The sequence below is a fragment of the Coprococcus intestinihominis genome (assembly GCF_040096555.1).
Taxonomy (GTDB): domain Bacteria; phylum Bacillota; class Clostridia; order Lachnospirales; family Lachnospiraceae; genus Coprococcus_A; species Coprococcus_A intestinihominis.
This window is the reverse complement of record NZ_JBBMEK010000225.1, coordinates 1-5,597: the sequence shown is the minus strand read 5'-3', so window position 1 is coordinate 5,597 and position 5,597 is coordinate 1. Positions and strand designations below refer to the sequence as shown.

General features: G+C 45.5%; 7 protein-coding genes and 1 pseudogene. All 8 read right to left on the bottom strand.

The features are described 5' to 3' along the window. Nucleotides 1–294, bottom strand: a pseudogene (locus tag WMO25_RS14190) (hypothetical protein); the annotation flags it as partial. Nucleotides 295–367: 73 nt separating this feature from the next. Beyond that, the gene (locus WMO25_RS14185) at nucleotides 368–859 is read right to left on the bottom strand and encodes a gamma-glutamylcyclotransferase family protein (protein ID WP_329753537.1); all 492 of its coding nucleotides are present in this window, start codon (nucleotides 857–859) and stop codon (nucleotides 368–370) included. After that, nucleotides 856–1,818 carry an amidoligase family protein gene (locus WMO25_RS14180; RefSeq protein WP_349085843.1) on the bottom strand — a complete coding sequence of 321 codons (963 nt, stop codon included), beginning with the start codon at nucleotides 1,816–1,818 and terminating at the stop codon, nucleotides 856–858. The genes WMO25_RS14185 and WMO25_RS14180 overlap by 4 nt, the downstream gene beginning before the upstream one ends. A gap of 8 nt (nucleotides 1,819–1,826) precedes the next feature. After that, a complete protein-coding gene (gene dcm / locus WMO25_RS14175; RefSeq protein ID WP_349085842.1) occupies nucleotides 1,827–3,116 on the bottom strand; it encodes a DNA (cytosine-5-)-methyltransferase in 1,290 nt (429 codons plus the stop codon). A 69-nt stretch (nucleotides 3,117–3,185) separates the two neighbouring features. Continuing rightward, complete coding sequence (locus tag WMO25_RS14170; RefSeq protein WP_349085841.1) at nucleotides 3,186–3,704, bottom strand: hypothetical protein; 519 nt, start codon at nucleotides 3,702–3,704, stop codon at nucleotides 3,186–3,188. Between the two features lie 154 nt (nucleotides 3,705–3,858). Beyond that, nucleotides 3,859–4,149 carry a plasmid segregation centromere-binding protein ParR gene (locus WMO25_RS14165; protein ID WP_139010013.1) on the bottom strand — a complete coding sequence of 97 codons (291 nt, stop codon included), beginning with the start codon at nucleotides 4,147–4,149 and terminating at the stop codon, nucleotides 3,859–3,861. Continuing rightward, nucleotides 4,146–5,054, bottom strand: coding sequence for a ParM/StbA family protein (locus tag WMO25_RS14160; RefSeq protein WP_186856092.1), 909 nt, complete (start codon nucleotides 5,052–5,054; stop codon nucleotides 4,146–4,148). The genes WMO25_RS14165 and WMO25_RS14160 overlap by 4 nt, the downstream gene beginning before the upstream one ends. Nucleotides 5,055–5,244: 190 nt before the next feature. Beyond that, nucleotides 5,245–5,597, bottom strand: a 353-nt coding sequence (locus WMO25_RS14155; RefSeq protein WP_349085839.1) for a DUF5720 family protein, incomplete at its 5' end; no start/stop codon positions are given.

Genomic DNA, 5,597 nt, shown 5'->3' with positions numbered 1-5,597 from the left:
ACCATTCTCATCTTTGATACTTACAAGCGTAACATCCTCTTTTTCTGCATCATAATGGATTCCTTCCATACTGGTTTCCACTGCAAATGTTTCATCCGAAATCTCTTTCGTAATATCGTCTGCCGTAACTGCCTGTTCTTTCTGACTCGTAACCGCCTGTTCGGATGCCTGTACCTCCTGCCCCACATCCGTCTGCTCGGCAGCGAACGCATTGGCACTGCTTAAGGTACTGACGCCCATCAGGACAGCCAGTCCAAAGGCTGCGATTCTGGTTTTTAAATTCTTCACCTTCATGTGTGTTTCCTTTCTGATAATAAATACATTGTTCAGTAAAATACCGCAGAAGGTTCTCCCTCTGCGGTAACATTTATCTTGTATATTGCTTTTCTGCTTTTTTCATTTCCTGTCTGGTGCGTTTTACTGCATCCATCACTGCCTTTGTCGGCAAATCATTTTCCAGACATCCTTCCAGAATTCCATCCAGATAAAATTTCGATGGTCTTGCCGGAACATCCTTATGAGGGGAGTTCATCGTGTATACGAATACTTCCCTTAAAGCTCCAGCCTGATCCTTTACCTGAATGGTTTCTTTCCCATAAAAATTTGGAAATCCTTCATAAAAATCCAGATTCTTTTCACAAGCTTCTGTGATCCTCCATAAAACTCCATCCACACAGCTTCCTTTTTCCGGAAGCACAGTTGCAACGCCATTTCCCGGAGCTCTGCCACGAAATGCCAGCCGGTAATCTTCCAGCCGGACATTTCCAACCACTTCCGCATCCGGACAGCGGAATCTCATCTGCCCCAGGTTCATGTTACTGCCATATGCAAAATAATATCTCTCTTCTATTTTTCTCACCTCGATCTGACGTCATCCGTCCTTTGCTTTTTCTTCAGACACTCATACGTGCTTTTGTCATATCTCCATGCCAGATCACCTTCCAGATTTGCCAGCAGATGTTTCCGCACATTTTTATATTCTTCTCCGATTAATCCGAGCCGCAACAAAAACGTTCGGAATGTAAACGCCGGGTTTTCTGAGATCGGTGTCTTTTTCATCTGGGTGGATCTCTGATTGATCGCCTGTGCGGAAATGGCTAATGCCAGTGTAATGTTTGCTCTTACCTTTCCAGCATGTAGTGTGCTTTCAAAACAGCGCCATTCCAAAGTTCCCTTGGAAAACACAGCATGAAGATTTAGAGCATAATACCGGGTACTGTCATAATGATTATGACTTCCATCTCGGCCTCCATACCAGACATTTCTTACCCGGTCCATCGTAATGGATTTGTTTGGCATTTTTCGGATTTTTTCCAATACCTCCGGACGCACCTTCTGACAATAGCTGTACTCTCTTCTTTCCTGCACTTTCAGTGCTTTGAACAGGATATCTTCCTTTGCGTACATAATAGTCAGCGCATTTTTCAGACTCTGCGGTGTATGGTTCGCCGCATCTACATGAACATGCTGACCACAGGACTCATTGACAAAACCTCCATGCCTCCGCAGACAGCGTACAACTTCCTGTAACTTTCCCATTTCATCATAGGATAATTTCGGTGATACCATCTCTGTTGAATATTCTCTATCTGCTGATACGATTTGACCACCTGATTTTCTTTGTGTATCAATGCTTCCGTCAGACATGAACTTCCACTTTTTTCCTTCCCGATCTCTCGCTGACCATATTCCGTAATACGCACCTTCATAAACGGCTTCTGTCCCGAACAGTTCTGCTACAACTTCTGCAGCCCGTTGTCTGGTGATCCCAGTCATCTCGATTTCCGTACCAAAGTACTGATCCTGAATTCCAATCATCACCGACACTATCCTTCCTCAGACAGTTCCAGTTCTTTTCGCTCCGCATCTGCTTTTCGCAGTAATGCTCCGATTGCTTCGATCACCGTAACAGTTACCCCGTTCCCAGCCTGTTTATATAGCTGTGCATCCGATGTGCAGTCTATGATCTTATCAATCTGCCAGTCATAATATCCCTGCAGACGCAGACACTCTCTTGGAACCAGCCTGCGTATTCTTCCGTGATACAAGATGCCATGACGATCTGTTGCAGTAATTGTGAACATTGGTTCTTCCGGTTCCTTCATGCGTCTGCCGTTCTGCCGGACATTCTCTTTTGCTGGTGTTAAGACTGCTCTTGCTCCATCCTCTGCTAATACACCAGAACATTCTCCTTTATATTTGTGGACACCGCATTGTCTGGTATTCAGGCTTCTGCATTCTTCCGTTACCACCGGCGGAGGTGAAAGATCGACAAAGTGCAGCGTTCCCTGTTGAACACCTGTTGTCAGGGTATGTGCGATCTGATGTCCGACTCTTCCTCTCCTGCTGTTGAGATTCGCATAGCCCAGATCGATGCTGTCCCCTTCTCTTGCAAGTTTGTAGCCGAGCTTTGTATTCTCTTTGATTGGAACACCTACATCATATAATCCTGTCTTGCCGCCCATTCCACCTGCCTGTGATGTCAGGGTACAGCTTAGTCCTTTGGGACTGTAGACTCTTTTCCCCTGACTTCCTGCCCGGATTTGAATAAGAGCTGCTCCATTTGTTTCTGGTTCAGGTAATATTTTTCCGGCACATCGGAAATCAAGATATCCGACAATATACACCCGTTTCCTTGCTTGGGGGACTCCGAAATCCTTGCTGTTAAGCACTTTCCATTCGACATGGTACCCCAGTTGCGAAAGCGTACTGAGGATGGTGCAAAATGTCCGCCCCTTGTCATGCGAAAGCAGACCGGGAACATTTTCAAGGATAAAATACTGGGGTCTTTTAGCTTTAAGAAGCCGGGCAATCTCGAAAAAGAGGGTTCCTCTTGCATCTGCAAATCCTTCTCGCTTTCCGGCGATAGAGAATGCCTGGCAAGGAAATCCTGCACAGAGCAGATCAAAATCCGGCATTCGTTCTGGTTCAATTGTTCGTGCATCACTACAATACCACTCCCCTTCTGTGTCAAACAGCAATCGGTAGTTCTTATCCGCATAAGTATCCACCTCGCAGTGTCCGACACAGGTAAATCCCCCTGCACGTCTTAAGCCTTCTCGGAATCCGCCGATTCCGCTAAAGAGATCAAAAAATTGAATGGTTGCGGTTATCAACCTCCTTTGCTGATAAAAACAGGCGGCATGATTTTCTCATACCGCCTTGCATTTCTCTGTATCTGTTTATTACCATTCTGTTGGTTCTTCTGCTTGGGTTTCTTCTTCCGGTTGAATTTCCTCGTCCAGTTCGCTTTCTTCTTTCAGTTCGGTTTTCTCGTCCGGTTCGCTTTCCTCGCTTGGTTCGTTTTCTCCTTCCGGTTCGGTTTCCTCGTCCGGTTGAGTCTCTTCTGTTCCAGATTCTCCGGTTGCAGGTTCAGCTTCTTCCATGCTGTCTTTGTTCTGCCATTCGCCCTCTGCCTTTTCCAGTGCCTCTTCGATGATCTGAATTAAGAAGTCTTTCTGTTTCATGCCTTTTTTTGCGATGACTGTTTTTAATCTCTGGAATAATTCCTCTGATACCTGTACTGCGATTGTTCTTGCTGTTCCCATGCTCATTTCTCCTTTTCCTGCAAGTCTTTCAAAATGTTCTTCGATGACCTGCTGTATAAATTTCTGTGTGCTGCTTTCTGTCAGTTCAATCTCTTCTCTTACTTTTTCGTGTAAGTCCTTCGGGATCTTTCCGCATATGTTCTTCATCTCTGTCATAGCGTTTCTCCTTTCCGTTTCGCTACACACAACATACTCCAAAGATGCATGGAAAGCTATTCACAATACCTACCAAAGATATCGATGCTGTTTTGCTCCTGCCCCTAGCAGATCCAACAATGTATGTATCGCACAATCATAGGCCTCACCCCCTTTACATATTTTCCATCTGAGATAGGAAATCCATCATCTGATCCGGGATATCCTCAGCCGGTGGATTTGTTCCACTTTGTTCCGCACCGCCACAAATGTTTAATTCCCGAACACTTTCTTTGATCGTCTTTTGGATGATTTCTTCCATCCACTTTCGGTCCTCTTTTTCCAGAATCGCCTGAACAAGATACTGGTTTTTCTGTCCTTCCGGAACACTCTGGAATTTCTTCCATGCTTTCTGGTGTTCCGGATTTTTCAGGTTTGGACGGAACGAATATACCGGACGTGTCATTTTGCCCACATCTGCTCTACAATCCGTTCATACCCGGCAGCGTTCGCATGGACGTCCTCGATAAAAACAGGGCGGCAAATCGCGTCCTGTGCGGTCACGTGGCGTTTTAAAATCGCAGAACCTCCACCCATAAATACGCTCGGCACCGCCCTGAGATCAAACCCGGATTCCGTTACCGCAGACAAGATTCTCTCGATGTATTTCCGTCCGTTTTCCTGTATGACAACTCTTGCATCTTCTGCCATGCTGCAGGTTTCCCCACGAAGTACACGTTCGATCTGTGTTTCCGTTACAGACAGTCCGGTATTTCTCCTCACCTGTTCTGCCGTCTCATCAATACACCGGATCACACCCAGTTCCAGACTCCTGCAGGTTGCCGCATTCGGAACACCATTATCCAGTCTCATCAGATCAACCGTCCAGCCACCAACATCCACCAGAAGAACAGATGGTTCATTCTTCAGGTACTCTGGGTGCAGAGCCAGGGCAGAGTACCCCTGTGGGAACAGTTTCACATCTTTAATCTGTATCTCATACCATTCACTTTCATATAAAAAGCGCACTGGCTGTTCTTTCCGCAACAGATACTCCCGAAATCCCTGTTTCTCCCTTCCAAAGCTGGACAAAGGCAGTCCAACAGCCAGAATGACTTCCGTCTTTCGTTCCGCTTTCCGGTGCTTGATTTCTTCCGCAATTGCAGCCAACGTCAGCAGATAATAATTATCATTGGACGTTTTATTTTTTACCAGCGTCTGTCTCCCTGTACCGCAGACATAATACTTTCCCCGATACTGCAGAACATTCTGCATCGTATACGGCTCATAATCATACTTGATAATGCCACTGGGAAAAGACACATGTTTTGTCTTGATCGCATAATACCCATGATCAATTCCTACTATCATCACAATCACATCCTTCTTTCATTTTTTCGTCTGGCATAAAGCCAAGAACCCTTTTTCTGCTGCAACGGATCGTTGCAAAAGTGCCTGTTTTGAACACTTTTCTAAGTTTCCACACCCCAAAACCTGCGGAAACTCTGGAGTTCTCATACCGCTGCTGCTTGAGGAACACTCCCTGTTCTTTCCCAGCCGGTTAAAAAATATCCCTCTTCCGGCGGCTGTCCAGCCTGTCCGGGAGAGGGATATATCGCAATGTTCCTTTTTGAACAATGGCCTGTCTTTTTATTTTTATGAGATGTTCTTCCTGCTTTTGTAGCATGGAGGAATACTCATCTTCCGTCAAAAATTTCCGGATATATGCTCCTTTTTTCCCCAGCGTGTTATCTGTTTTTAACATCTCTATTTCTACCATGTAATGGGTATCCGGATGATATCTGGTTTCACATAAAATGCTTTCGCCTTTGATATAATCTGATTTCACCGCCTCCCTTGCTGCCGCTAAAAGTTCATGGATACTTACCTCCACCTGCATCACCTCCTTCAAAA

Coding starts and splice junctions, on each gene's coding strand:
- WMO25_RS14180 (WP_349085843.1), bottom strand. CDS start 1,818: ATGATTGGAATTCAGGATCAGTACTTTGGTACGGAAATCGAGATGACT.
- WMO25_RS14170 (WP_349085841.1), bottom strand. CDS start 3,704: ATGACAGAGATGAAGAACATATGCGGAAAGATCCCGAAGGACTTACAC.
- WMO25_RS14165 (WP_139010013.1), bottom strand. CDS start 4,149: ATGACACGTCCGGTATATTCGTTCCGTCCAAACCTGAAAAATCCGGAA.
- WMO25_RS14160 (WP_186856092.1), bottom strand. CDS start 5,054: ATGATAGTAGGAATTGATCATGGGTATTATGCGATCAAGACAAAACAT.